This is a genomic window from Shewanella vesiculosa (assembly GCF_009994065.1).
GTDB classification, from domain to species: domain Bacteria; phylum Pseudomonadota; class Gammaproteobacteria; order Enterobacterales; family Shewanellaceae; genus Shewanella; species Shewanella vesiculosa.
The window spans coordinates 48,510-73,816 of sequence record NZ_JAACSD010000013.1 but is presented as its reverse complement, the minus strand read 5'-3'; the positions used below and the strand labels follow the sequence as shown (position 1 = coordinate 73,816).

Sequence of the window (25,307 nt, the reverse complement as noted above, 5' to 3'; positions counted from 1 at the left end):
ATTTAATGGACAATCAAGCAAAAGACTATTTAGCGATCAATAAACACGCATGGAACCAGCGAACTCAAATCCATCTTGACTCAACATTTTACGCCTTAGACGCATTTATCCTAGGCAAGTCATCATTAAACCCCATTGAACTTGAACAAGTCGGCGATGTACACAATAAAAGTCTGTTGCATCTACAATGTCACTTTGGGCAAGACAGTTTATCGTGGGCAAGACTTGGCGCCAATGTCACTGGCGTAGACTTGTCTAGCGAGTCGATTAAGACAGCCAAAAAGCTGGCCGCTCAATTACACTTACCAGCAACATTTATCAATAATGACATCTATCAGTTTGGTGACCACAATACCGAGCAATATGACATCGTATTCAGCTCTTATGGGGTGTTAGCTTGGTTACCCGATTTAACTCGCTGGGCCCAAACCATTGCGGGCGCATTACGTCCTGGCGGTGAGTTTCATTTAGTTGAGTTCCACCCGTTTAATGATGTGTTGTCTGGTTATGGCTATTTTGCGCAGTTACAAGCGGATATTGAAGCTGAAGTCACCTACACCGAAAACCATAATGACCAAATCGAAACCGTAGTCACTTGGCCACATCCGATAAGTGAAGTGATTAGCGCACTCATTGCGGCGGGCCTCAGCATCGAAGCGTTTAACGAGCACCCTTACAGTCCTTATAACTGTGTCGAGGGTTTGGAGTTTGTGGCAGGCAAAGGATATCAGCTAAAGCTTCAAGGCCATCTCATCCCACTTATCTACTCTATTAAAGCTAGCAAAGTGGGATAAAATGAGCCTAAAGCCTATTTAACTAAGCTTAAGCATCCGTTTTAGTTGATGACTGTTGATGTGTTGCAGGCGGTGCAAACAATATCCGCCAACGTTGTTTTAGAGATAATTGGGCTTGGGTAACATCACCCCACATCTCGCGCCATTCACTAAAGGTCACCACTAACGGATTAAAGCTGTTTACCGGTTTAGTAATACCGTAAATCACAGTTTCATTTTCAGGCTCGAATGTACCAAAGAGTTTGTCCCATATAATCAGAACCCCCGCATAATTTTTGTCTATGTATTGTGGGTTACGCCCATGATGAACTCGGTGATGGGACGGTGTATTAAAAATCAATTCCAATGGCCCTAACGACTTAATCGCTTGGGTGTGAACAAAGAACTGCAGCCCTAGATTGAGCAACACCGCAAATACCACCCAGTTAGGATCAAAACCAATTACCACCAGCGGTAACCAAAACAGCCACATTCCTGCCAATGGATACATTAAGCTTTGTCTAAAAGCTGTGCTGAAATTCATGTTCTCTGAACTGTGATGCACCACATGCGCCGCCCACATCCAACGAATACGATGACTAGCGCGATGAAACCAGTAATAACAAAAGTCTTGAGCTATGAGCAATAAACCAAAAGTGAATAAACTCATTTCCATATCAAATAAACGCCAGCCGAAAAAGTGTAAATAGATTTTCGCAATAAATAAGCCTGCAATGATATCCGCCACTTGATGCATGCCAGCTAATACAAAATTACACAGCACTTCGGCAGGGCGATATTGAGCATTACTCGGTAATCGCTGGGCGCGAACGCCAAACCACCACTCCAATAAAATGCAGCCGAAAAAGATCGGTGCTAACACCAATAATAACCACTCAGGGTGAGCAATCAGTAAATCCATGTCCATATTGTTATCCATTTCTATTTATTATTATTTTAACAAGGTTTGTACTAGCGCTTCGCTACGCCTAATGCTTAATCAACGCTTTGTTGCGCCAAAGCCATTTTAGTAAACCGCTTCCAATAAGCGCTTTTTAGTTATCCTTTGTTAGTAACCAGTTGTTAGTCATCCGTAAGCCATAGGCTAAAAAAGCACTCACCTAGTAGATACCATTAGTATTTATCACCATTTGGCAAAATGGTCTTCAGTTAAGCCAAGCTGATTTGTTAACTTATATTGGTTACCATTGTTATCGCAAATCACGCCACTAAAATAGCCAATGTATTGTCTAAAGTTGTTTTTTAACCAAATTAAATTGAGCTTTTCGCTGCGCTGATTTAATGGTCTAAAATGCAAGTCGACATTGCCATCATTAGTCGTGATATGCCATCCATCTTGTTGTGAGTGACGATTAAAATCAAAATGTGCACCACCCAATAAATGACGTTGACCATTAATCCACATTACATTTTCAGTCTGACCGGTTTCGTTAACCCCGGCGGCCAAATTAAGCCCAATAACACCATCGTTAGTTTGAGCATTGATTGAAGCCCAACGCCAACTGGTTTCGCGGCGCATAAATCCAGCTGAAAAGTCATAACCCGCCAATGCATATTGCAAAGGCTGTGGTTCATGATGAATGGTTAATTGTCCAGTGACGGCTAAGCCATTGTGCTTTTGAGTATAGGTCCAACCGTTATAACCCGTTGGGGTACACAAGCAGATGGGTAAGCTTAATGGTGCTGGCTGAATACGCAGATTGGCTTGTATGTCTGCAAGATTAATCTCGACATGCCATTGGCCGTCGACAATATTAATAACAATTCCTTTGCTTTTCCGGCCAATCTCAGCGCGCCCATGCTTAGGTGAGTCACTTAATTTACAGCCAAGCCCTAATGGGGTTAGCCATTGTGTTTGCGTTAGCTTATTAGCTTTGATGTCATAGAGGTAACAAAAGCCATTAGCAACATAACGAATATCCGCAATCGCAAGTGCAATGATATAATGAGGGGTGATAATACTCACAAATTGGAACTGCTTAAAATCAAAATGCTTAGCCACTGCTGATGCAGGTTTGTCCATTACCGTAGAGTAAGCAAACTGATCAACGTTGAGTGAATCAACAAGCCCATCAAACATGCCAAATACAGGCTGGCCATTGGCATTAATCAATTTATCTGGCGCCAATTGTGGCTGTTTATGTTGCATTGCATTACCTACATAATGTTGTTTATCAAACTTAAGTTGCATAATACTAACCTGAATTGATCAGTGATTAATGTCAACAACCCCGTAAGATTGTTGTCGGCATCTAAATTGAACCTCTGAAACAAGTTATTGATTATTGACTTAGCTATATACCTCGAGGCGTTCATTACCGAATTTATCTTTATAACAACATAACCTTAGCGATGCTGGAAACCCAGACAAATTCTGGTATCATTTATCTACCTTTTGCTTGTTATTGTTGCCTCATGAAGTTATTGATCCCTATTTTACTGTCTACATTATTGCTATCAGCTTGTGCGAGTTATGAGCCAACTCATGTTGGTCTCAATCCCACATTGGGGCCCGTCAAGTTACAAACTGAAGCTGATTATCCGCTAATGGTTGACACCATAGACACCCGCGAAGCCAGTTTTGTGGTACGTTTCAACGAAAAAGGCAAAACACCGAGATTAGTGAGTGCCAGTGAACCTATCCGCCAACAACTGGACAAATTATTTCGTAATGGGATGATCAAAGCTGGTTATGTCATAGACCCCGCCGCACGAAATTCAGTGCAATTTCAGTTGAATTATTTATTAGCAGATGTCACTGATACCACCTTCAGTTTTGAATCTAAAACACGTTTAGTGATTAATGTACTAGCTAAAAATTCACAGCAAGAATTTACTAAAACATATAATGCTAACGGCTACTTAAAGGGTCCATTGAGCCCTGATTTTGCCACGCTTGAATTAGATATCACCAAGCTAGTGGATAAACTCACGACTGAAATTCTTAACGATGAAGAGTTACACCAATTTATTCAACGTTAATTGACCACGGCTTAGCAGCGATGAGTCACGAAAGATGCCAATAAAAGGATTGCATATTATGTTTAAATGGCTTGCCACTTGTTTATTGTTATTGGCCAGCATAAGCGCCAATGCTGAAGTCGATATTCAAAAAGACACCCTATATCCGCAAGTAGAGTTAGACACGTCTATGGGGAAAATTGTGGTTGAGTTAGATCGAACCCGTGCGCCACTTACGGTCGATAACTTTTTAACTTATGTGGTTAAGGGTGAATACGACAATACAATTTTTCATCGGGTAATCGCCGAATTTGTGGTTCAAGGTGGTGGCTTAACTCCTAAATTAGAAGAACGTCCTTCGCTAAAGCCAGTGGTAAATGAGTCGGGCAATGGTTTATCGAACGCTCTTGGCACAATAGCCATGGCTCGAGATAATGACCCCCATTCAGCCACACGACAGTTTTACTTCAACATGGGTGACAATAAGAAATTAGATCCGTCTAAACGCCGCTGGGGCTACACCGTTTTTGGTGAAGTCACGAAAGGGATGGATGTGCTAGAAGCCATTTCATTGATGCCGACTGAACATAATAGCACCCTAAACTGGCCCGATTTTCCGGTAAAAACCGTAATACTAAAAAAAGCCACTTTACTGCCTCGCTAATTTCCCACGACTGATCTATACCTATCGATGGTAATAAGCGCATTACCATCGATATTGTCTTAATGCTTAGTCTCAAAAATTCTTAGTTTCAAAAATATCTGGACCAGCACAAATACCAGTGCATGATTGACGTTAACCAACACCAAGGGATGTTTAACATAATCATCCGACTACCTAGCCCCCTACATTTTTACTAGCTTATAAATCAATGAAATAGCACTATAGAATGACAAATATGACTCTTTTTTTAATGCTTATCACGTTAATCGCCAGATTAACGTCTATAATCTAGTTTACTCTTTCAGACAATTAGCTGCGCAACTCTTGGCACCGTACTTCTAATATTCAAGGACGTAAATATTATGACGGCTAATGATTTCATTGAAACCAAAGCCCCACAACTTGCCTATTACGGCAAAGCTTTTTTAGACAATCAATTAGATTACAAAGAAATACAACTGTACATGTGGGATGTATTAGAAGAGTGGCAATTTATATCAAACAATCCCAAGCAATTAACTGAGCAACCCAGTGATACAGAAAAAGTGTTTTGGCACTTATTGTATTGTTTTGATCATTGGTCTGGTTGGGCCATTAAAGGCAATCAATATTTACGCCAACAAGTACATGACTGTTGCGACTACATCAATATTGGTGGCAATGTGCCACAAAGCTGTATAGGTATCAGACCTTAAGTCAATTATCTGAATTATGGTCTGCATTCTAGTTTAACCTCAAACTGGCTGAATAATCTTTTAGAATGGCTTGAACCTAAACCTCTTGCAACATAAGCTAGAGCCATTCTCCATTATCCAGTTGTCTTATGTCGGTTTTTTTGGCTCGTACCCGTGAAGCATTATCGGTTTATTACCACAAACGAGTATTAATCTTACTCTTGCTGGGATTTTCTGCCGGCTTACCATTAATGCTGGTCTTTTCGACGCTGAGCTTTTGGTTACGTGAGGCAGGCGTTGACCGAGCCGCCATTGGTTACTTTAGCTGGATAGCACTCACCTATGCTTTTAAATGGGCATGGTCACCATTAGTCGACCGTATGTCTCTGCCCTTATTTACGCGTTTTTTAGGCAGAAGACGAGGTTGGATGCTGTTTGCACAATTGTGCTTAGTTGGCGCCATACTGGGTATGTCGATCAGCGATCCTGTGGTTAATCTTGAACGTTTGGCTTTGTGCGCGCTACTACTCGCCTTCGCCTCAGCGACTCAAGATATTGTCATTGATGCTTTTCGAATTGAATCTGCTCCAGAAAAAATGCAAGCAGCACTCGCAGCAGCCTATCAGGTCGGTTATCGAGGGGCGATGATCATTGCCACCGCAGGTGCCTTAACCATAGCAGCTTGGGTATCACCAGGTAATGATGCTTACAATCTACAAGCATGGCAAACAGCGTACTTTGCCATGGCAATGTTAATGGGCATTGGCATTATTACCACCCTATGCAGCAAAGAACCTCAGGTTGATACTAAATACGCTGACGATAAAGAACGGCAACTAAGAGCCGATTTTGCAGCCAAGTATCCAGCCAAAATCGCCGGAACGTTAGCCTGGTTATACAGTGCTAGCGTATTGCCTTTTATTGACTTTTTTAAACGTCACGGCAAAAGTGCCATTCTGATTTTGTTGCTCATTTCATGCTATCGCATCTCCGATATTGTCATGGGCATCATGGCAAATGTGTTTTATGTCGATATCGGTTTCAGCAAAGAGGAAATCGCTTTTATCAGTAAAGTCTATGGTTTAATCATGACCTTAGTCGGCGCCGCTTTTGGCGGAGTATTGCTGATGCGTTATGGCACCATGAAAATTCTATTCTTGGGCGCATTATTAGTTGCGGTAACTAACTTGTTGTTTGCCTGGCAGGCCTATATTGGCTATAACGTGCCATTTTTAACCTTGGCTATCTCGGTGGATAATTTTAGTGCTGGTATCGCGACTGCGGCATTTATTGCCTACTTGTCAAGTTTAACCAGTACGGGTTATAGCGCAACACAATATGCCTTGTTATCCTCAATCATGTTGTTGTTTCCAAAATTTATCGCCGGATTTTCAGGCTTATATGTCAATGCTTTTGGTTATATCAACTTTTTCATTGCTGCGAGTTTGATTGGTTTTCCAGTGCTGTTATTAGTGGTGTTGGTTAATCGATCGCAGCTACAAGTGATGGCACAGGCTCAATCATTAGATGGTTCGATTGATGTATCAACAGATGTGGCTAAACCACCTCTTTAGCAACGCTATGATCAATTTTACCTCAACTCGGTAATACTTAGTTGAGGTCATTCTGGTAGCGTTTCTGAGTCAGAATCTGCCTTTATCTTTTTGGGCTGTTAGGTGTTAGCAAACTTCAGTTGGATTTTGGTGACAAGGTTCTGCGCTGGCTAAAGAGAATGGCAAGTCTGATTAATCTCGCCTAATTAACATTGCTTAAGTACACCATGACGTGATTGAAACTAACCGCCTGGTGCAGGCCTAGTGCAGATGATTAAGCGAGACGCCAGCGGTAAATTTTTTACGGTAAGCATCCATGTGGGCGGCGCCAAAATGTCGCGGTTTGAGATGCTCGCCGATTCATCTACACGGGAAATTTCTCTCTTCAATTTAACGTCATGCTTGTCTGCCGCTAAGAGCTCAATAGAAAATCTAATCAAATCTAAGCAACGGACTTACTTTTGGACGAAATGTGTTGTCGTTAACGCCGCAGCTCCTTTAGCTCACCGCTGTGATATTCAAAATGAATAAGCCACTAGGTTGTGGTGGACCACGACGGCATAGCGTTATCGAAGCGTTTAGTGATGTTGAAGGTATTCAACTCGGCATAAAATTACCATGAAATCCTAGGGGCAGATGGTATGGTAGCCATGCTCTTGCAATGGGACCTGAAGATAAATCATTCACTGCAAAGATATTCAAACAAGTACGCTTTGTCGGTACATGTAGCGCGGTACCGATTAAGTAGCCGGTATTTTCGATAGCTTTTGGGCAAACACTAATGTGCTCTTCAACCAAGTAATCTTCCCCAAAATGGTAATGCTGTTCTGCGCCAGTGTCGGTGTTGAGAGATGATAATGTATCACTCCATAGGCTATTGGTTTTAGCTGACAGATGATATAAATAGTGGTTTTTTAAACCGACCACATGATCACACACGCGTGGGAACTCGCTCGTACCTGGCATTATTTGCATACTGTAATGACCCTCTGTGTGCAGAGTAATCAGCGCTGTTTTTGCTTTTGTACTGGCCTGTTCAATCTTGCCTTGCATAACATTAGACAGCTTATGCAATACATTCACGTCGGGATACAAGCTCGCATCAAAATGAATAGTGCCATTTATTTCTTCCCATGCATTTCCATAATGAAATACAAACCCCGCTGGAAGTTCGTAGTGCTTGATAACAGTTAATGACTGCTTACTAATCACTAACACCCTCATTGGAATGTCAGTATTGTATTTAATTTGTTCAAAATGTCCGTCAATAGATTTATCAGTAAACAGTGATGGCAGAATGATCAACAGGTGCTTGTCTGTGATGAGGAAATCATGCAGCATTGCGCCACGATATTGAGTGTTAATTACCCCTGCATTTTTGACGTTACCGTTCGCGGCCAAATGATAGAGCACAATATTACCTGATGGATGCAAACCAAAATTCCAAATATCACCACTAGGATCCACTTTTGGATGAGCAGAAAAAGGCAGCCCTTGTAAAGTATTGGCGTATTTTGACTCTGCTCCTAAATGAACTTGCTGTTGAAATTGCATTGAATCACGATCTATTTTTGTCGGAGACCCCGCCTCCCAAAGCGCCCAAAGATCATCACCAACAGCAATGATATTGGTATTGGCGGTATTGACTGTGTCAGGAGTCACCACCGGTAGCGCATGGGCAATTTTGGTCTCAGGGCCAGAATAAACAAATTGCTGGGCTTGTTGCTCTTGGCTAAATTTTGGTGTGTTAATAAACTGGCCGCGATGGACGATATTCTGATTTTTTATTTCAAAACGTTGCAACATGCCATCACCTTCAAAGGCATGTTGATATCGGATGGCTCCACGTTCATGTTTTGCTGGGCCATTGCGATAAAATACCCCATGTAAATCTGCTGGAATACGCCCTTCAAGTGAAAGTGTTTGTGGCTCAAAGTTACGTTCTACATTGGCAAAACCAATCAATTCAGGATGAACAGCTAAGGCATCATTAAATAACTGTTTAACATTGACCATAGCCGGAACTACGGGTGCGGTAAGTAAGGTTGCAGATGCGGGCAATACACTTGATGCACCGACTATAGCCATGCTTTTTAAAAACTGTCTACGTTGCATAATTAGCACCTCCCTATGTTAGTAGATAATGTGGGTTTGATTAATCACGGGATCTTGCTGTTCGGTTACGGTAAATGCCGCATCTTGATAACCAACTGGACCATAATTAGGTTTGGCGTTGTTTGAAAATCCATAACCTTCTGATGGCATTCCAAATAGGTTGGTGTCTAATGTGCCGTTATTATTTTCGTCTTGAAAGAAGCGAATAGCATATTGACCGACAGGAATATTAGTAAAAATAACCTTATTGATACCTTGCTTAGCTTGAAGATAAGTAGCACTAAATGCCTCTCCTTTTGAATAGCTGTCTTGACTATTAAACAGCTGTGCGTAAATCTTACTGGGTTGAGCGTTAACGCCCTCTATTTCAAAAGAGATATCTGCTGCAAAAACCGATGAAGTAAACAATGAACTGCAGAGTATTGAGGTCAGTATGACTTGGGTTAATTTATTGCTGTTAACATTTATTTTCTGGCTGTTGATGCTCATTTTTATATCCTTAGCAAATGGTGTCATTGTGCAGGCACGTTGACTTGTTAAATTGGAATATGCTGGTGAAGTATCACCGTTGCGTCTTGTTAAATAGACGATAGAATGGGCATTAGAAAAGCAACAGCCGCTTTACGTAAAATGGGTTAAAAACTTCGTAAGATGTCACTAAAAAGGAATGTGTACCATTGGCGATTCGTGAAATATCTACTAAAAATCAATCGGTAAACTTTACTTTTAATAAAAGTAAATTACTGCGAGAACTACTTGTTGTAATATCTATAGGACTTTTTATTGGTTTTTTAGCACCGTTTGGCATGCATGAGCTGCCGGTCTTTATGTCGATTAGCTATTGGGTTTTTACGTGTGTTTGTGGTTATTTTATTTATTCACCGTTAATCAATCTAGGGCATAAATATTTATCTGAGAAGTTCAGTGCTCCTTGGCTACGTGTTGCAATACCATCTTTAATAGCAAGTATATTAATGAGCTTAGTTGTGCCATTAATCACCATGATATTTTTTAATTCCCCTATTAATCTCATCAATGACTTTGTTCATTTCCTGCCTAAGACATTAGTGATTGGCGGTGTTATTACCTTTTTTAGTGTGTGGCAGAATCATGTTAAACAGCAGCAACAGCAGTTGGAACTATCAACTAAAGTGATTGAAGAGCATGCCTCAACGGCTGATACTAAGAGTATTCAAATTGAACAATTTATGTCGTTATTACCTATCAACAAACGCGGCCAGTTATTGTGCTTAGAAATGGACGATCACTATTTGAAAGTGCATACCGATAAAGGTAGTCACATGCTGTTGATGCGTCTGAAAGATGCTTTACTACAGCTTGAGGGGTTTCCTGGCTTACAAACTCATAGGTCATGGTGGGTGGCAAGTGATGCGGTCGTATCAGTAAATAAACAAAATAGGAAAATGACATTGTTGCTAAGCAATCACCTTGAGGTCCCCGTTTCAAGAACGTTTGTTGATGCGGTTAAAGCAGCAAATATTATTTAGGTATTTTGTTCAGAGAAAACAGTATGCTGTCGCCAAACAATGCCGGTTTCATGTCGATACACCTCAGAACGAGTATATGATTAGTCATCCATGAGGATTGTTGTAATGGATGTCTACCCTCTTGGGCGTTTTAAAACAATTTTTCAATATTGGTCATTGGAAGAAACAGATTGCTGTCACCATTATTACAGCCATTGTTTCGGGAAAAATGCCATGACGTGCGACAGCCTCGGTCATATTCCTAACAAACTAAAAAATAATTCGCTTAATTTAATAAAAAAGCCGATAGGGTTACCCGTATCGGCTTTTTCTGTTCAGAATGGCTGTCTTCAGGATTAATCTCTGAAGTTATTGAACTGGAATGGTTGGCCAAGATCAGACTCTTTCGCTAGGCGCATAACAGCTTGTAAGTCATCACGTTTTTTACCAGTGATACGAACTGAATCACCTTGGATAGCAGCTTGTACTTTAAGCTTGCTGTCTTTGATAGCTTTGACTAGCTTTTTAGCAATCAGTGAGTCGATACCTTGTTTAAAATTTACTTTTAAACTGAAGGTTTTTCCGCTATGAACCGCTTTCTCGTCAACTTCCATTGATGATGGATCGACGTTACGTTTACTCAGCTGAATGCGCAAAATGTCGACTAATTGCTTACAAATAAAATCATCTTCTGATTTTAAGGTAACCACATTGTCTTTCAAATCAATGTCAATTTCTTTACCACGTAAATCAAATCGGCCAGCAACGTCACGGCGGGAGTTTTCTACCGCATTGCGTAATTCTTCTTCGTCAACTTCTGACACAATATCCATAGATGGCATCTTGCTTTCCTCTTTGGTTCATCACATATATATTTTGCTATTTTACACTAGGAGTCATTATCGGGATAGTGGAGTGCGACCACAGATGTCATCACAAGGTTATTAATGACTAACTGGTGATTGATTAACAAAAAATCATCAAGCAGCTATTTTTATTGATAATATCACTATAAGGCTTATTTAGACTGAGTTTAACGATGATTAACTTACGATTATCAGCAGTATAAATGGCTCGACTATAACAATTATGACTTTCCAGAGAGGTTAATGAGTGACAATTTTCAGTAGGTTTCTTATTATTAGCCATCTTCTCGCTTCACTAGGCCAATATTACGCTCGTGATCACTTATAAAAATATTTTCAAGCTTGCCTTAGTTGTCGCCATCATTGTGACAAGCTATCTTGTTTTTTCAAAACCAAGTTATCCGCAGACTTTTGCTCATATGGACAAAGTAGGCCATTTAGGTAGCTTTTTCGCGCTTGCTTACCTAGCTCATTACGCTTTTAAACCACGCTGGTATTTTTTGTGTAGCGCTTTGGCGACCTATGCCGTGTTGATTGAGCTGATCCAATCACGTCTTCCCTATCGTAGCGCATCAGCTGCCGATGTTATCGCTGATCTTACGGGTATTGCCCTGTTTTATTTAGTGCATTTTTCGATGATTAAATACCGTAAATTAAAAGCGAATCGCTAAAAAACATGGTAAAAACATCACTATTGCCACCATCATCCACGCACGATAGTCATCGACTGATTGCCATATTAGGCGCGGGTGCAATTGGGCAATTGATGTATCACAAACTGACTGTCTGCTCGCCAACGCCAGAAGTAGACGATGTGATGTTTATTGGCCGAGATAAACAAACTCGGCAACAAAAACTGGATTTTATTGACGATAAGCAGCAATGCCATAAAGCATTAGCGACCATATTGGGCACCGAAGATAACCGCTTAGCCCAGGTTGAATTACTGCTTGTGTGTGTCAAAGCCTATCAAGTTGAACTAGCACTTATCCCCTTGTTAACCAAACTGTCTCCTCAATGCCATATTGTATTACTTCACAATGGTTTAGGCCCCCACTTTTCGGTGGCTGCTGTATTGGCAAAGGATCAAGGATTGACGTTAGGCACAACATCGCAGGCGGCATTGAAACAAAATCAGTGGCAAGTAAAACACAGCGGCTTTGGCGTAACCCAACTGGGGCATTTTAGCGGCCCTCTTATGCCGACAGCATTAAAGATGCGCCTAAATCATCTGCACAGTGACCATCAACCCATTGAATGGCATCAGCCTGTTTTACCCGTGTTATGGCAAAAGCTGGCGATTAATGCAGTCATAAACCCATTAACTGCATTAAATCAGTGTGCTAATGGTCAATTAGCCGCGACTCAATACCAAGCACAAATTGCGGCAATTATTGATGAATTAGTCCAAGTGGCTCAATGTGATGGCATAAACTTAGATAAAGCAGCACTGAGTGCGCGGGTATACCAAGTGATTGCGTTAACCTCAGCTAACTTTTCATCTATGTATCAAGATGTCGCTCACGGTAGACCCACTGAAATTCATGAGATTAATGGCTATATTTGCCAGCAAGCTAAGGCGCATCAGCTTGATGTTCCCCAAAATCAAGCTCTCCTCGAGAGAGTTTTACGACTCAGTAAGCCTAATAATATTAACTCCACATCACTAAAATAGCCGCAATAGCGATTAGCAGTAATCCGGCAACATCATTAATTTTCACTTTCTGTTTCAGCCAAAAGGTCGCAATAATCAGGGTAAAAAACACCTCAACCTGACCTAAGGTTTTCACATACGGTACAGCCTGCAACGACATTGCGCTAAACCAGCCAATCGAACCAATACAACTGGAAACGCTAATGGCTAAGGTTAATTTAGGTCGTTGCCACAAGGCTGCTAAAGTCGATTTATCTTTTGCCAGTAAATAACCAATTAGCACTATGGTTTGTAACCCAATAACCCACAGCAATACCCAGGCTGCACGATGCGTAAATGGCCCTTGTAGGGTTAAACTGGCTTCTCTTACCCATAAGGATGTCAACGCAAAAGCACTGCCGCATGCAAGCCCTAACAATACCGTTTTCAGTGATAACTGTTTAAAACCCTGCTTGCTACTGAGCAACATGACTGCCAAACCGCCGATGACAACGCCTATCCAACCTAGTATTGATAATTGAGTACCAAAAAAGATAACCCCAAGGATAGCGGCTACTAAGGCTTCGCTTTTGGCTAGCCCAGCACCTATGGCATAGTTCTGCATTTTAAACAGCTTCACCATAAGCCCTGTGGCTAAAATTTGCATTGATGAAGCACCAATAACAAAGCCCCAGAAGCTGGCATTAAAAGTGGGTATTACAGTAGGGGAATATTGATGCAAACTAAATAGATAGACAGCTGCGATGGGACCAGCCCAAATAAAGCGCGCCAAGGTTACGCCTGCCACACTGACGTCTTTACTCAGCTTGCTTTGAAATGCATTGCGCCACGCCTGCATGAATGCGGCGAGAAAGGTAAACATGATCCACATATTGGTTACTGCTCTAAAAAAGCCCTGAAACTTGGTAAAAAGTCAGGGCTTATACAAGGGCAATTAGATTACTGTTTACGACGATTAAAAGACACTTATAAAGTGCTAAAGTGATTAATAATCAACTTATCGAGTTATTAGTCATCCAATGCTATTAATAATTTACTTGCTGGTATCAATGAACTCGAATGATTTTACTAAGTCATCAACCGCTTTCATCTGGGTTAGGTATTTCTCTAATAAATGCAATGGGAGTGCACATGGGCCATCGCATTTTGCATTATCAGGATCAGGATGTGCTTCGATAAATAAGCCTGCTAACCCTAATGCCATACCGCTGCGCGCAAGTTCAGTTGCTTGTGCACGACGTCCACCAGCAGAGTCTGCACGTCCGCCTGGGCGTTGCAGTGCGTGGGTAGCATCAAAGATCACTGGATAACCCGTTTGCTTCATTTCATCCATGCCCAGCATGTCGACAACCAAGTTGTTATAACCAAAGCTACTGCCACGTTCACATAAAATAATATTGTCATTACCCGCTTCATTAAACTTAGTAATGATATGACGCATTTCATGCGGCGCTAAAAACTGCGGTTTTTTAACGTTAATAACGGCACCGGTTTTCGCCATCGCCACAACCAGGTCTGTTTGACGCGCAAGAAAAGCCGGTAACTGAATAATATCAACAACGTCGGCGACTGGTGCACACTGATAGATTTCGTGTACATCGGTGATAATTGGCACATTGAAGGTTGATTTTATTTCTTCAAAAATACGAAGACCTTCTTCCATACCTGGACCACGGTATGAGTTAACCGATGAACGATTAGCTTTATCAAACGAAGCTTTAAACACGTATGGAATACCAAGCTTTTGGGTCACTTCCACATAATGTTCTGCAATCGACATGGCTAAATCACGTGACTCAAGTACATTCATGCCCCCAAATAACACAAACGGTTTATCGTTGGCGACTTCAACATGATTAGTTAACTGAATAATTTTTTGATCCATTTGATCCTCTTAGCGCATTACGCTGCAACAATTTGTAATAACTGACCACATAGCCAAGCCATGTAAGTACCTAATGCATAACCGAATACTGCCAGCAACACCCCTACAGGTGCTAAGGCTGGGTGAAATGCTGCTGCCACTACGGGAGCTGATGCCGCTCCACCAACGTTGGCTTGGCTACCCACTGCCATATAAAATAATGGGGCTTTAATGAGTTTAGCCACTAATAACATTAACCCTGCGTGCACTAACATCCACACAATACCTACTAAGAAATAAATCGGCGTATCCATTATTTTAGACACATCCATATGCAAACCTATGGTCGCAACCAGAATGTATAAAAATGCCGAAGCTATTTTAGAGGCACCAGACGCTTCAAGATGACGCACTGGAGTAAATGAAAGTCCTAAACCAACGGTAGTCACAATAACCACTAGCCAGAAGAATTTAGAGGTTAAACTATAATCTTCGGTCCATGGATAATGAGCTTCGAAAAACGGTCCCAAGAAATCAGCTGCAAAATGGGCAAAACCAGTGACACCAAAACCAACTGCCACAATCAACATAATATCGCGCAGCGAAGGAATGCGCGAATTTTCGGCGTGATACTTTTCGACTTTCTGTTTCAGCGCTTCAATGGCTGTGGTGTCAGCGCCAGTTCTGGCATCAATCTCTTTGGCTTTTGACGCCATAAAGAGCAACACGGCCATCCAGATATTGGCAACGATGACATCAACCGTCACCATAACGGAGAATATCTCGCCACCAACCTCATAAATTTCTTTCATTGCAGCTTGGTTAGCACCACCACCAATCCAGCTACCCGCTAAGGTTGTCATGCCGCGCCAAACTGCATCAGGACCATTGCCACCTAAAAGTGATGGATCGATGATCGACACTGTCATTAATGCAATCGGCCCACCAATAACAATCCCAAGCGTACCGGTTAAAAACATAATAACCGCTTTAGGGCCCAAGCTAAGAATAGCTTTTAAATCAACACTTAAAATCAATAATACCAAACATGCAGGCAGTAAATACCGTGATGCAACAAAATACAATTGTGATGAATGGCCGTCAATCACACCAAAGGTATTTAATAATGAAGGTAAGAAATAACACAGTAGTAAAGCTGGAATGTACTTATAAAACTTTTGCCAAAAAGGATGAGTGGACGAGCTTGTGTAAAAAACAAAACCTAAAATAACGGCGAGTATACCCAGGGCGGTGGCATCATTGCTCACCATTGCTGACGTTGACATGTAGAGTTCTCCCTTACAAATACATTATATTTTTAGTTGTTATTGTTATTGTTGTTATTTTTGCTGTTATGAAAATCGATGATGATAACTTATCTGCTGCGCGCTGGTAATCAACTTGCAAGAAGTTCACTGCGAATAAAGCAGCTTTGAGTTAACTCAAAGCTGCCTAGGTTGCAGGTTATCAAATCATTAATGATAAACCTGCATATGTTGACTGAGTTCCTTTAATTGAATCTTAACCAGTTCAATCACAGGATCATGCGGACTCAAATCGATGAAGTGTTGTAAATCCGACATGGCCACTTTAATGCAACCTAACTGTTGGGCAATAAAAGCACGTTCACGATTAAGATGCACATCGTCAGGATGCCATTGTAATAATAAATTACAACATTCCATTGCCTGTTCAAATTTATGACTGACGATGCAACCCGCTTTTAGCTCATGTAACATACGGCTAATTAACCGTTTGAGCGTAGCCGTTTTAAGGTGGCTTGGTTTTAATTTAGCCGCATTACCCAGTTCACCACGCACTAACGCATGTAATTGATGACGGCTAAGTTCTTTACCGGTTAGCGGATCATGGTATTTAACCACATCATTCACTTGGCTTTTTAATACCGTATTACCGGGTAATAAAACCGCCTCGAGTGTTAAGTCGAGTTGTTTAGCCAATAAAATTAACAATATTGATAGTGTAGTGCTATTGCCTTGACGCTTTAACACGCAATAGCTTAAATCTGCAGCCTCGACGCTAAAATAGTCGTCTCGAACACAAAAACCTAAATCATTGTAAAACCACTTAAACAGACCTTCAAGGCGCGCTTGTTGGTCAATAACATAGTGACTCAATACTGAACCGGCCATTTCATACCACGCCCACATAGCAGGTTTAGATGTTGAAAAGCCAAGATGTTCAGAGAGCTCAAATGCAGTTTCAGGTATCGAAACTGCATCATCAAGAAGATATTTTGCCATTAAAACCAATTAACCCATGAAGACGACTTGTTTGAAATAAGCCAGTTTGGCCGCTAACACTACCCAACCGATTGCGCCGATAAAAGCAAAAAACTTAAACAGCTTATTACGGTTAGATTTAAGTGCCATCACACCTAAAGCAATATAGGCCGCAACACAGATTATTTTTTCTGTCATCCATGGATCGACAAAAGGATATTGTTTGATCATAAAGCACAAAGTGAAGCCTGATAGTAATAAAAACGTATCAATGACATGTGGTGCTACTTTAACAAACTTTTTTTCCATGATGGGAGACTTGCGTAAATGTAAAACAAAACGCACGATAAAAAAGATCACACTCATGGCAATAAACATCATGTGAGTATGCTTTACCGCTGGATATAAACTGTAAAATGTTTCCATTAATTAAGTCTCATTAAAAAAAGGTAAAAATAAAAGGCGCCTAGTTTACTCGATCAACCAGCCGCATACTAATATTTGGATTATTGCTATTTACTTAGCGAGATATATACCTGTAGATACTGAATTACTCATCCATCCATTGCCCAAGCGTGCAGCGGTCATTACTGCCAAAGTCTCGAACGGTAGCCACATTGTGGTAGCCAAGTTCAATCAATTTCTCACGAACTTTAATCGCCTGTTCATAGCCATGTTCAAGCAATAAATAACCACCAGTAAGTAAATGAGCACGCGCTTGCTCAGCAATATAATACAAATCGGCATAGCCTTCATTGCCAGCGGTGAGTGCACTTTGCGGTTCAAAGCGAACATCGCCTAAATGAAGATGTTCATCGGCTTCATCAATATAGGGAGGATTAGACACGATCAAATCAAAATCGCGCTGTTTAACGGCTGAAAACCAATCAGACTGGATAATTTCAACGTCTGGTAAGTTAAGATTACCGCGATTAGCTTTAGCAAGCTCGACAGCCTCTGGAACATTATCAATGGCAGTAATCCGCCATTTAGGTCGTTCAGATGCTAACGCCAATGCAATAGCACCGGTTCCTGTGCCTAAATCTAATACTCTGGCATTGTGACGCACAGATAAGTTCAGTGCGGTTTCAACTAAAATTTCAGTATCAGGCCGGGGAATAAGCGTTGAGTCATTAACAATAAAAGGTAATGACCAAAACTCTCGTTCACCAATAATATGCGCTACCGGAGTGCCATTTTGACGTTTAGCGATCATCTGGCTATAAGCTTTAAATTGCTCACTCGTCAGTTGTCGCTCAGGCCAAGTATATAAAAAACTGCGATTTTTATTCAAGCAATGCAATAGCAATGCCTCTGCATCTACGTGAGCAGATTCAGAGGTTGCGGCTAGTTGTGAATAAGCCCATTGAAGGGCTTCAGCAATTGTTGAATACGAAGACTGCGTCAAGAGAACTCCTTAGTCGTCAGCTAACGCGGCAAGCATATCGGCTTGATGTTCTAGCATAATGGGTTCAAGCAAGACATTTAAGTCGCCTTCCATGACTTCATTCAAGCGATATAGTGTTAAGTTGATACGATGATCACTTACGCGACCTTGTGGGTAGTTATACGTTCTAATACGTTCAGAACGATCGCCACTGGCCACTAAACTACGACGGGTAGTTTCTTCTGCACTACGTCTTTTTTCATCTTCAACAGCTTGAATACGCGCAGCCAAAACACTCATCGCTTGGGCACGGTTTTTATGCTGTGAACGTTGATCCTGACACTCAACAATAATGCCAGATGGAATATGGGTAATACGAATCGCTGAATCAGTTTTGTTAACGTGCTGTCCACCGGCACCAGAGGCGCGGAATGTATCAACTTTTAAGTCTGCTGCATTAATCGAAATCGCTTCAGCTTCAGGTACTTCGTGCAATACCACGACTGTACATGCTGAAGTATGAACCCGGCCCTGAGATTCGGTTTCTGGTACACGTTGAACACGATGTCCACCAGACTCAAACTTTAATTTACCGTAAGCACCATCACCACTGATTTTGACAATGATTTCTTTAAAGCCGCCATGCTCGCCTTCGTTGACGTTCATGACTTCTATTTGCCAACGGTTCGCTTCGCAATAACGCGAATACATACGGTATAAGTCACCCGCAAAAATAGCGGCTTCATCGCCACCGGCACCCGCACGAATTTCAAGAAACGCGTTAGTGTCATCATTAGGATCGGTAGGCAAGAGTAAAACTTGTAATTCATCTTCAAGTTTTTCTAACACTTGTTTAGATTGCTTGTACTCATCTTGCGCCATTTCGCGCATTTCAGCATCTTCTTCTTCAAGCATCTCTTTAGCGTAGTCGAAATCTTTTTGAGCTTGTTGAAACGCCTTGAAGCTACTGACTACATTTTCAAGTTGAGAATATTCTTTTGATAATCCACGAAAACGGTCTTGATCCGAAATCACGGTAGCATCACTTAATAATGCTAATACTTCTTCATTACGCTCGAGCAAGCCTTCAAGCTTGCGGATAACGGATTCTTTCATTTAGCTCGCTAACCTTAGTTTTTATCTAAACCAAGCGCAGTTCTTAATTGGCCTAACGTATTCAAATCGCCTTGACGGCTTGCTGAAGTAAGCGCTTGTGTCGGTGCATGTATCAAACGATTAGTTAGCCTATTGGCTAACTCTAGTATCACTTGCTCACTGTCACTGCCATGAGATATTTTATTCAAGGCGCGCTCAACTAATTCATCTTTAATCGCCAAGCTCTGGCTGCGATATTCGCGAATACTGTCGACTGACTCTAAAGACCTAATCCACTCCATAAATAAGTGTGATTGGTCTTCAGTAATTAATTCTGCTTGCTCGGCGGCTTCTTTACGTGAAGCCATGTTCTGTTCAATTATGCTATGCAGATCGTCTACAGTATAAAGGAATGCGTCGTCTAACTCACCGACTTCTGCTTCAATATCTCTTGGAACTGCAATATCCACCAACAACATAGGTTGATGACGACGCTGTTTTAGCGCTTTTTCGACCATACCTTTACCTAAAATGGGCAAAGGACTGGCGGTAGAGGATATCACGATATCGGCTTTAGCGAGAAAATCTGGTATTTGTTCGAGGGTAATGGCGGTAGCGTTAAACTCTTCACACATGGCTTGGGCACGTTCGATAGTGCGATTTGCCACCACCATAGAGGCAACACCATTATCTTTAAGGTGTTTGGCCACCAGCTCAATCGTTTCTCCAGCACCAATGAGTAACACCTTAGTGGTGCTCAATGATGAGAAAATATGTTTCGCCATGCTGACGGCGGCAAAGGCGACAGAAACTGCCGCGGCACCGATTTCGGTTTCAGTGCGCACTTTTTTGGCCACAGAGAAGGTGTTTTGAAACAAGCGGTCAATGGTCAATGCAATCGTGCCAGCTTCTTTGGCTTTAACAAACGCTTGCTTTACCTGTCCCAAAATTTGCGGTTCACCCAGTACCAGTGAATCCAGACCCGATGCTACCCGCATTAAATGTTTTACGGCAACTTGCTCTTCATAGGCATAGAGACACGGCATTAAGTCGCTGTGCTCAATACTATGGTAATCCTCCAACCATTCAATAATGTCTTCCTTTTCAGCATTATTGCAATATAGCTCAGTACGGTTACAGGTCGACACAATAACAGCCTCGCCCGTACGGGTGCGACTAGCCAAGCTTTTCATGGCGTCATGAATGCGGTCTGGAGAGAAAGCGACTTTTTCACGCAAATCTACCGTGGCGGTTTTATGGTTTATCCCGATTATTACTAGGCTCATTTGATGGTATCAAGTTCTTTTCGGTGACGTTAATTAGGCTATTCTACTGAATTGAACCGACTAAAAACACAATTGGCTTAACAAAACCGAATAAATGTCTAAATATTTATTTATGGTTCACATAAACATTATGCAAACCCTTACATTAATATCACATTAATTTTGCTAAAAGCATTTTTACATAATGACTTAAGCCCAGTATCATAAGAAAATCTTAAGCAACTGATAGGCAATCCATTGCGATTATCTGCATCTTTCTTTTATACCGCTATTATCACCGCGTTGCTTTTGTTAACCGGTTGTAGTGTGACGCCATCTGAAGATTTTACGCCTATCAATGTGACCAATGCAGCTCAAGCCAATGCATGGGAGCTGCAGGGTAAAATTGCCGTTAAAACAGCGGAAGATAAATTCAGTACTAATCTGTACTGGCTACACCAACCCGCTGCCAATGACTTGCGTTTAACCACAGTATTAGGCACGACAGTATTAACCCTCAAGACAAATCAAGGCATGGCGACGCTTGAAGTAGACGGCAAAACCTATCGCGACAGTAACGCCCAAGATTTACTGACAGGTATTAGCGGCTGGTCAATCCCGCTTGATAGCCTTCCTTTATGGATCACCGGCCAAATTGGCAGCAATGATAAAATTGTCAGCTATAATCCTGATGGCACAATTAAACAAGTCATCAGTTACGATCCTCAGGCAAACTGGTCAGTGAGTTTTCTCAGTTGGCAACAACAAAGCGGCGCGCTTGTGCCTAAGTTGTTGAAGATTGAGCGAGAAAATGTGCAAATAAAAATTCAAACTAATCAATGGACAGCTGTAGCAGCCAAAACCCAATAACAATAAATGTTAATTGCTGGCACATTAACAAGGTAGTTAAACAAACATGAAACCAACTCACTTACGTAAATCAGCCGTTTCAACAAGTTGGCCTGCGCCAGCAAAATTAAATTTATTTTTACACATTACCGGCCAGCGAGCTGATGGTTATCACCAATTACAGACCTTATTTCAATTTATTGACCATTGCGATTACCTCGATTTTCATATTACCAACACAGACGATTTAATTTTACACTCTGCTATCTCCGATTCTGTCGCTGACAGCGATAACTTAATTCTTAAAGCCGCAAAGTCACTCAAGCGTTATACCCAATATGAAGGCGGTGCGCATATTTGGTTAGACAAATTACTCCCTATGGGTGGTGGTTTAGGCGGTGGTTCATCGGATGCAGCAACCACATTAGTGGCACTAAATGCCTTATGGAAAACCAATGTGTCACCCAGTAAACTGGCTGAAATAGGCTTAACACTCGGTGCGGATGTTCCTGTTTTTATTAATGGTTTATCAGCATTCGCTGAAGGTGTCGGTGAGCAATTGATCACAGTAGAACCCGCTGAACCATGGTACTTAGTTATTGTCCCTGATGTGCATGTATCAACTAAGGATATTTTTCAGCATCCTGATCTACCACGCAACACACCTAAATTGGATATGAACAGCTTAATGACTCAGCAGTGGACCAATGATTGTCAGAAATTGGTCACAACTAAGCACCCTCAAGTTGCCAATGCCTTAAGCTGGCTGGTAGAATATGCGCCGTCGAGAATGACTGGAACAGGCGCATGCGTGTTCGGGGAATTTACACATTCGCAACAAGCACTTGACGCTTTAGCCGAATTGCCGGCTCATATGCGAGGGTTTGTTGCAAAAGGGATGAATAAGTCGCCATTAAAAATACGGCTTGAGCAGCTCTAATTACATAATATCTTCTGGGTCAGTTTTGAGTGACAACACGTAAAATTGATCTAGCCTTTAATCGTAAAGCAAACATCTGAGGTTCATAAAGTGCCCGACATCAAGCTCTTTGCTGGTAACGCTACCCCAAATCTAGCTGCTAAGATTGCCGATCGTTTATTTTGCAAACTTGGCGACGCAGTTGTAGGCCGTTTCAGCGACGGTGAAATCAGTGTTCAAATAAACGAGAATGTACGTGGTGCGGATGTGTTTATTATCCAATCTACTTGCGCACCAACTAACGATAACCTCATGGAGCTTATTGTAATGGTTGACGCGCTTCGCCGTGCATCAGCGGGTCGTATTACTGCCGTTATTCCGTACTTTGGATATGCTCGTCAAGACCGCCGTGTACGCAGTGCACGTGTGCCTATTACAGCGAAAGTGGTTGCAGATTTCTTGTCGAGCGTGGGTGTTGACCGCGTATTGACTTGTGACTTACACGCTGAGCAAATTCAAGGTTTCTTTGATGTCCCGGTTGATAACGTATTCGGTAGCCCAGTGCTACTTGAAGACATGCTCTCCCGGAAATTTGATAACCCTGTTGTTGTGTCTCCTGATATTGGCGGTGTTGTTCGCGCTCGTGCAGTAGCCAAACTATTGGATGATACTGATCTTGCCATTATCGATAAACGTCGCCCACAGGCGAACGTGGCTCAGGTAATGCACATTATTGGTGACGTTCAAGGCCGTGATTGCATCATTGTTGATGACATGATCGACACGGGTGGCACTTTATGCAAAGCTGCTGAAGCATTAAAAGAACATGGCGCTAACCGCGTGTTTGCTTATGCTACTCATCCTGTATTCTCAGGTAATGCAGCTGAAAATATTGCCAATTCTGTTATCGACGAAGTTATCGTAACTGATACAGTGCCATTAAGCCCTGAAATGCTCAAAGTGGCTAAAGTGACTCAGTTAACCATGTCTGCGGTACTTGCTGAAGCGATCCGTCGTGTAAGCAACGAAGAGTCTATCTCTGCAATGTTCCGCCACTAATCTAACCGATTAGGGTCATCAAAAACGCACTCGATTGAGTGCGTTTTTTTATTTGTGTGGAACTCGGTTCATTAAGCAGACAAAGCGTACTTAGGCATAAAAGATGATTGCTGACCTTGCATCATCGCTGGCGTAATATTGGCATGTTGTTGCTGCACTAGAAATGATTTCCCAGCCGCTAAGCCAGTATGATAATCATGCAGTAAATCTGTATCAGCACTGCCAAGCAGTTTACTTTGTAAACTGTTGTCGGCAAAAATTTGGATAATTTCAACATCAGCTGGCGGATTAGCAATAAACGCTAACTCTTGTTGATACGCTTGTTCATGTTGCACTAAGTAATCAATGGTTCTGGGGCAATAACCAGAGACACAAATCCATGATTTTAGCTTATGTACCCAAGCTGATTGCGCCTGAAAGTCTGCATTAACCGTTCGAATGACCACAATTTTACGCGCACCACGCTGGTAAGCCTCACGAACAGGTAAAGGTGCCGCTAGCCCGCCATCAAGGTAAAAGTCTTCTTGAGGTTGCGCTATAAGCTCAGGTGTTTGATTCGCAGCATGGGTATTTAACCAAGGCGCGAGTTTCACACCTTGCTTATAAAGAAAAGGCAACGCACTCGATGCTTTTAACAACTCGCGCCAATGCTCACCATCGTTGCTAGGACTAAAAAAGTAACCTTGGCGATCTCGTGAATTAGTTGTAGTAATCAATAATTGCCGTTTGCCTAAATATTTTGCTGCAGAGGCGAAATCCAAAGTAAAACTGCCTCGAGTAGTTTTATCAAAATACCAATCGAGATCGACTACGTGGCCACCAACTAAACCCCGGCTTAATTGGTAAAAACGTTTATGACGTGATAATCCTCGAATTAATCGTTTTGCATAGCCTTTTTGGCGCGATAAAAAACTGGTTAAATTTTGCGAACCGGCAGAGGTGCCAATAAACAGATCAAATGGATCGAATTCGGCTTCTAACCAAGCATCTAACACCCCAGCAGTAAAAATCCCACGCTGACCACCACCTTCGGCAATTAACGCCGTCATAGGCTGTGATACATGCTCAGAAAGCATTGGAGGATGAGTTGTTTGGGTGTTCATAGTAAACCTGACGTTAGTGATTAACTGCATAAGGTAAGTCTAAAGAACTGAAGCGAAGATAGATAATGGATAGAATCAATTGAGTTAATAGAAAAAGGCTATCAATACCGCGCAAGATTTAACGTTATAAAAACAAAAATGCAAAAAGCCCGTCTATTAAGACGGGCTTTTCAGAATTTGGCTGGGGTACCAGGATTCGAACCTGGGGATGCCGAGATCAAAACCCGGTGCCTTACCGCTTGGCGATACCCCAATTAAAACAAATTATGGCAATACAGACTAAAATCACTTTGAATAAAATTTGATGGTACGGGAAGAGAGACTTGAACTCTCACACCTCGCGGCACCAGAACCTAAATCTGGCGTGTCTACCAATTTCACCATTCCCGCATCAAATTTTAACTTAGAGTATACTCTTTTTATTTCAGAGTAAACTTTGGCTTTACTAGCTAATGTAAGTACAACTCACTCTACCTAGTAAATATGGTAGCAATGGCGGGACTTGAACCTGCGACCCCAGCATTATGAGTGCTGTGCTCTAACCAGCTGAGCTACATTGCCAAAGATGGCTGGGATACAAGGATTCGAACCTTGGAATGCTGAGATCAAAACCCAGTGCCTTACCGCTTGGCGATATCCCAATAATCTTGTCTAACTTTATAAATGGCTGGGATACAAGGATTCGAACCTTGGAATGCTGAGATCAAAACCCAGTGCCTTACCGCTTGGCGATATCCCAATCAAACTTTTTGAAA

25 protein-coding genes and 5 tRNA genes are annotated in these 25,307 nt (G+C 41.8%); 11 read left to right on the top strand and 19 right to left on the bottom strand.

Annotated elements, in window-relative coordinates; all coding sequences use genetic code 11:
- Positions 1–5 precede the first annotated feature (5 nt).
- Positions 6–794 (top strand): class I SAM-dependent methyltransferase, encoded by a 789-nt coding sequence (locus GW828_RS14715; RefSeq protein ID WP_273058454.1) that lies wholly within the window; start codon positions 6–8, stop codon positions 792–794.
- A 28-nt stretch (positions 795–822) separates the two neighbouring features.
- Here GW828_RS14715 and GW828_RS14710 read toward each other — a convergent pair whose 3' ends face one another.
- Both GW828_RS14710 and GW828_RS14705 read right to left on the bottom strand, forming a co-directional pair.
- Complete coding sequence (locus GW828_RS14710) at positions 823–1,701, bottom strand: sterol desaturase family protein (protein ID WP_273058452.1); 879 nt, start codon at positions 1,699–1,701, stop codon at positions 823–825.
- Positions 1,702–1,917: 216 nt separating this feature from the next.
- Positions 1,918–2,985, bottom strand: a complete 1,068-nt coding sequence (locus tag GW828_RS14705) for a DUF2804 domain-containing protein (RefSeq protein ID WP_273058450.1) — start codon at positions 2,983–2,985, stop codon at positions 1,918–1,920.
- A 224-nt stretch (positions 2,986–3,209) separates the two neighbouring features.
- Here GW828_RS14705 and GW828_RS14700 point away from each other — a divergent pair, with 224 nt between their 5' ends.
- The 4 genes from GW828_RS14700 to GW828_RS14685 all read left to right on the top strand — a co-directional run bounded on the left by GW828_RS14700 (position 3,210) and on the right by GW828_RS14685 (position 6,667).
- Positions 3,210–3,776 carry a YajG family lipoprotein gene (locus tag GW828_RS14700; protein ID WP_182754166.1) on the top strand — a complete coding sequence of 189 codons (567 nt, stop codon included), beginning with the start codon at positions 3,210–3,212 and terminating at the stop codon, positions 3,774–3,776.
- 58 nt (positions 3,777–3,834) lie between these two features.
- Positions 3,835–4,419: a peptidylprolyl isomerase gene (locus GW828_RS14695; protein WP_124017840.1), complete on the top strand. Its 585-nt coding sequence runs from the start codon at positions 3,835–3,837 to the stop codon at positions 4,417–4,419.
- A gap of 362 nt (positions 4,420–4,781) precedes the next feature.
- Positions 4,782–5,114 (top strand): hypothetical protein, encoded by a 333-nt coding sequence (locus tag GW828_RS14690; RefSeq protein WP_124017839.1) that lies wholly within the window; start codon positions 4,782–4,784, stop codon positions 5,112–5,114.
- Between the two features lie 128 nt (positions 5,115–5,242).
- Entirely contained in the window at positions 5,243–6,667 is a 1,425-nt protein-coding gene (locus tag GW828_RS14685) for an AmpG family muropeptide MFS transporter (RefSeq protein WP_273058448.1), read from the top strand.
- Positions 6,668–7,243: 576 nt separating this feature from the next.
- On the opposite strand, the gene GW828_RS14680 is transcribed toward GW828_RS14685, so the two are convergent.
- Together GW828_RS14680 and GW828_RS14675 are read right to left on the bottom strand one after the other, a co-directional pair.
- Positions 7,244–8,761, bottom strand: coding sequence for a carotenoid oxygenase family protein (locus tag GW828_RS14680; RefSeq protein WP_273058446.1), 1,518 nt, complete (start codon positions 8,759–8,761; stop codon positions 7,244–7,246).
- A gap of 18 nt (positions 8,762–8,779) precedes the next feature.
- Positions 8,780–9,250 carry a DUF2141 domain-containing protein gene (locus GW828_RS14675; protein ID WP_182698678.1) on the bottom strand — a complete coding sequence of 157 codons (471 nt, stop codon included), beginning with the start codon at positions 9,248–9,250 and terminating at the stop codon, positions 8,780–8,782.
- A gap of 188 nt (positions 9,251–9,438) precedes the next feature.
- Between GW828_RS14675 and GW828_RS14670 the strand changes: the two genes are divergently transcribed.
- Positions 9,439–10,269: a LytTR family DNA-binding domain-containing protein gene (locus tag GW828_RS14670; RefSeq protein ID WP_273058442.1), complete on the top strand. Its 831-nt coding sequence runs from the start codon at positions 9,439–9,441 to the stop codon at positions 10,267–10,269.
- 335 nt (positions 10,270–10,604) lie between these two features.
- Here the strand turns inward: GW828_RS14670 and GW828_RS14665 are convergent, their stop codons facing one another.
- A complete protein-coding gene (locus tag GW828_RS14665; protein WP_124017834.1) occupies positions 10,605–11,090 on the bottom strand; it encodes a YajQ family cyclic di-GMP-binding protein in 486 nt (161 codons plus the stop codon).
- A 338-nt stretch (positions 11,091–11,428) separates the two neighbouring features.
- On the opposite strand from GW828_RS14665, the gene GW828_RS14660 reads away from it, so the two are divergent.
- Positions 11,429–11,785, top strand: a complete 357-nt coding sequence (locus GW828_RS14660; protein ID WP_124017833.1) for a VanZ family protein — start codon at positions 11,429–11,431, stop codon at positions 11,783–11,785.
- Between the two features lie 5 nt (positions 11,786–11,790).
- Positions 11,791–12,789, top strand: a complete 999-nt coding sequence (locus GW828_RS14655; protein ID WP_273058440.1) for a ketopantoate reductase family protein — start codon at positions 11,791–11,793, stop codon at positions 12,787–12,789.
- Here GW828_RS14655 and GW828_RS14650 read toward each other — a convergent pair.
- The 8 genes from GW828_RS14650 to hemA form a co-directional block, all read right to left on the bottom strand.
- Positions 12,767–13,639, bottom strand: coding sequence for a DMT family transporter (locus GW828_RS14650; RefSeq protein ID WP_273058438.1), 873 nt, complete (start codon positions 13,637–13,639; stop codon positions 12,767–12,769). The two genes, GW828_RS14655 and GW828_RS14650, sit on opposite strands and share 23 nt — an antisense overlap.
- Positions 13,640–13,801: 162 nt before the next feature.
- Positions 13,802–14,653 (bottom strand): 3-deoxy-8-phosphooctulonate synthase, encoded by an 852-nt coding sequence (gene kdsA / locus GW828_RS14645; protein ID WP_124017830.1) that lies wholly within the window; start codon positions 14,651–14,653, stop codon positions 13,802–13,804.
- A gap of 17 nt (positions 14,654–14,670) precedes the next feature.
- A complete protein-coding gene (locus GW828_RS14640) occupies positions 14,671–15,918 on the bottom strand; it encodes a DUF819 family protein (protein WP_124017829.1) in 1,248 nt (415 codons plus the stop codon).
- 189 nt (positions 15,919–16,107) lie between these two features.
- The gene (locus GW828_RS14635) at positions 16,108–16,896 is read right to left on the bottom strand and encodes a transglutaminase family protein (RefSeq protein ID WP_124017828.1); all 789 of its coding nucleotides are present in this window, start codon (positions 16,894–16,896) and stop codon (positions 16,108–16,110) included.
- Between the two features lie 9 nt (positions 16,897–16,905).
- A complete protein-coding gene (locus GW828_RS14630) occupies positions 16,906–17,301 on the bottom strand; it encodes a SirB2 family protein (RefSeq protein WP_124017827.1) in 396 nt (131 codons plus the stop codon).
- 124 nt (positions 17,302–17,425) lie between these two features.
- Positions 17,426–18,283, bottom strand: coding sequence for a peptide chain release factor N(5)-glutamine methyltransferase (prmC, locus tag GW828_RS14625; RefSeq protein WP_124017826.1), 858 nt, complete (start codon positions 18,281–18,283; stop codon positions 17,426–17,428).
- 9 nt (positions 18,284–18,292) lie between these two features.
- A complete protein-coding gene (prfA, locus tag GW828_RS14620; protein ID WP_273058435.1) occupies positions 18,293–19,378 on the bottom strand; it encodes a peptide chain release factor 1 in 1,086 nt (361 codons plus the stop codon).
- A gap of 14 nt (positions 19,379–19,392) precedes the next feature.
- Positions 19,393–20,643 (bottom strand): glutamyl-tRNA reductase, encoded by a 1,251-nt coding sequence (hemA, locus tag GW828_RS14615; protein WP_124017824.1) that lies wholly within the window; start codon positions 20,641–20,643, stop codon positions 19,393–19,395.
- 225 nt (positions 20,644–20,868) lie between these two features.
- On the opposite strand from hemA, the gene lolB reads away from it, so the two are divergent.
- The 3 genes from lolB to GW828_RS14600 all read left to right on the top strand — a co-directional run bounded on the left by lolB (position 20,869) and on the right by GW828_RS14600 (position 23,449).
- Positions 20,869–21,492 (top strand): lipoprotein insertase outer membrane protein LolB, encoded by a 624-nt coding sequence (gene lolB, locus GW828_RS14610; protein WP_404717026.1) that lies wholly within the window; start codon positions 20,869–20,871, stop codon positions 21,490–21,492.
- 46 nt (positions 21,493–21,538) lie between these two features.
- Positions 21,539–22,411 (top strand): 4-(cytidine 5'-diphospho)-2-C-methyl-D-erythritol kinase, encoded by an 873-nt coding sequence (ispE, locus tag GW828_RS14605; protein ID WP_182722456.1) that lies wholly within the window; start codon positions 21,539–21,541, stop codon positions 22,409–22,411.
- A gap of 90 nt (positions 22,412–22,501) precedes the next feature.
- A complete protein-coding gene (locus GW828_RS14600) occupies positions 22,502–23,449 on the top strand; it encodes a ribose-phosphate pyrophosphokinase (RefSeq protein ID WP_124017821.1) in 948 nt (315 codons plus the stop codon).
- 71 nt (positions 23,450–23,520) lie between these two features.
- Here GW828_RS14600 and GW828_RS14595 read toward each other — a convergent pair whose 3' ends face one another.
- The 6 genes from GW828_RS14595 to GW828_RS14570 form a co-directional block, all read right to left on the bottom strand.
- Positions 23,521–24,552: a patatin-like phospholipase family protein gene (locus GW828_RS14595; protein ID WP_273058432.1), complete on the bottom strand. Its 1,032-nt coding sequence runs from the start codon at positions 24,550–24,552 to the stop codon at positions 23,521–23,523.
- Between the two features lie 178 nt (positions 24,553–24,730).
- Positions 24,731–24,805 (bottom strand) — tRNA-Gln (locus GW828_RS14590).
- 52 nt (positions 24,806–24,857) lie between these two features.
- A tRNA-Leu gene (locus GW828_RS14585) sits at positions 24,858–24,942 on the bottom strand.
- A 94-nt stretch (positions 24,943–25,036) separates the two neighbouring features.
- Positions 25,037–25,113, bottom strand: a tRNA-Met gene (locus GW828_RS14580).
- A gap of 5 nt (positions 25,114–25,118) precedes the next feature.
- Positions 25,119–25,193 (bottom strand) — tRNA-Gln (locus tag GW828_RS14575).
- Positions 25,194–25,216: 23 nt separating this feature from the next.
- Positions 25,217–25,291 (bottom strand) — tRNA-Gln (locus GW828_RS14570).
- Positions 25,292–25,307: the final 16 nt, after the last annotated feature.